The organism is Diaphorobacter sp. J5-51 (genome assembly GCF_001023515.1).
GTDB classification, from domain to species: Bacteria; Pseudomonadota; Gammaproteobacteria; order Burkholderiales; family Burkholderiaceae_C; genus Diaphorobacter; species Diaphorobacter nitroreducens.
Map to the genome: position 1 here is coordinate 1 of NZ_JSYI01000090.1, position 1394 is coordinate 1394.

Here is a 1394-nt window from a genome sequence, read left to right on the forward strand (position 1 = left end):
GAGCTTGTCAGAAATTTTGTGTGTGAGGCATAGCATGTCGACAAGGAGCATGAATGCCACGCAAGACCAAACCCACCGCTTTGGCGGACCAGGCGGCACAGCCGCAATTTCACATCCCGGCCGAGCTGCTTGACCAGTTGGTGACCGGGCCCATGACGCCGGGCCAAGTCCAAGGGCTGTTCGATCAGTTCAAGAAGTCAATTCTTGAGCGGGCGCTGGGCGCCGAGATGAGTCATCACCTAGGCTATGCGCCCGGCCAAGCCAAGCCCACAGGCGGATCAGCCAACCACCGCAACGGCAAGAGCACCAAGACCGTACTGACCGATGTGGGGGCGCTGCGCATCGATGTCCCACGCGATCGCGAAGGCAGCTTCGAGCCGCAGCTCATTGGCAAGCACGAGCGGCGCTTTACGGGTTTCGACGACAAGATCATCGCCATGTACGCACGCGGCATGACGGTGCGCGAGATCCAGGGTTTCCTGGCTGAGATGTACTCGGTGGACGTCTCGCCCGAGCTCATCAGCCGTGTCACCGATGAGGTGATGGGCGAGGTCACGGCCTGGCAGACACGGCCGCTGGAGGCGATGTACCCGGTGGTGTTCTTCGATGCGCTGCGGGTCAAGATTCGCGAGGATGCGGTGGTGCGCTCCAAGGCCGTCTACCTGGCGCTGGGCGTACTGCCTGACGGCTCGCGCGACATCCTGGGAATCTGGATCGAGAACACCGAGGGGGCGAAGTTCTGGATGAAGGTCTTCAACGATCTGAAGACGCGCGGGGTGCAGGACATCCTGATTGCCGTCACCGACGGCCTCAAGGGCATGCCAGAGGCGCTGGGCGCAGTGTTCCCGGCGACGACGCTGCAGACCTGCATCGTGCACCTGATCCGGGGTGGCCTGGACTTTGCGTCATGGAAAGACCGCAAGGCGCTGGCCGCAGCCATCAAACCCATCTACACCGCGGTGAGCGCCGAGGCGGCCGAGGCCGAGTTGGATGCGTTTGCGGCCGGCCCCTGGGGGCAGCGGTTCCCGACCGTGGTCAGCGCCTGGCGCCGGGCCTGGGACAAGGTCATCCCGTTCTTCGCCTTCCCGCCCGAGGTGCGGCGCGTGATCTACACCACCAACGCCATCGAGAGCGTGAACGCACGGCTGCGCAAGATCATCAAAACGCGCGGCCACTTCCCCAGCGACGAGGCGGCCACCAAGCTGATCTGGCTGGCGCTGCGCAACATCACCGCGGACTGGGGGCGGGCGGCCAACCACTGGAAATCAGCGATGAACCAATTTGCGATCCTCTACGAGGACCGATTTACCAGATCGGGCCAGTAAGATCACCAAGCCGCCTCACGATTGAGTGACGGATTCAACAGCCTCACACACAGAAATCCTGACACTCCC

The 1394-nt window shown here is 63.0% G+C and carries 1 protein-coding gene; it reads left to right on the forward strand.

Annotated elements, in window-relative coordinates; all coding sequences use genetic code 11:
• Positions 1-53 precede the first annotated feature (53 nt).
• Complete coding sequence (locus OX89_RS12490; protein WP_047350851.1) at positions 54-1325, forward strand: IS256 family transposase; 1272 nt, start codon at positions 54-56, stop codon at positions 1323-1325.
• Positions 1326-1394 lie beyond the last annotated feature (69 nt).

Excerpts from the sequence above, each read along its gene's own strand:
- OX89_RS12490 (WP_047350851.1), top strand. The coding sequence starts at position 54 with ATGCCACGCAAGACCAAACCCACCGCTTTGGCGGACCAGGCGGCACAG.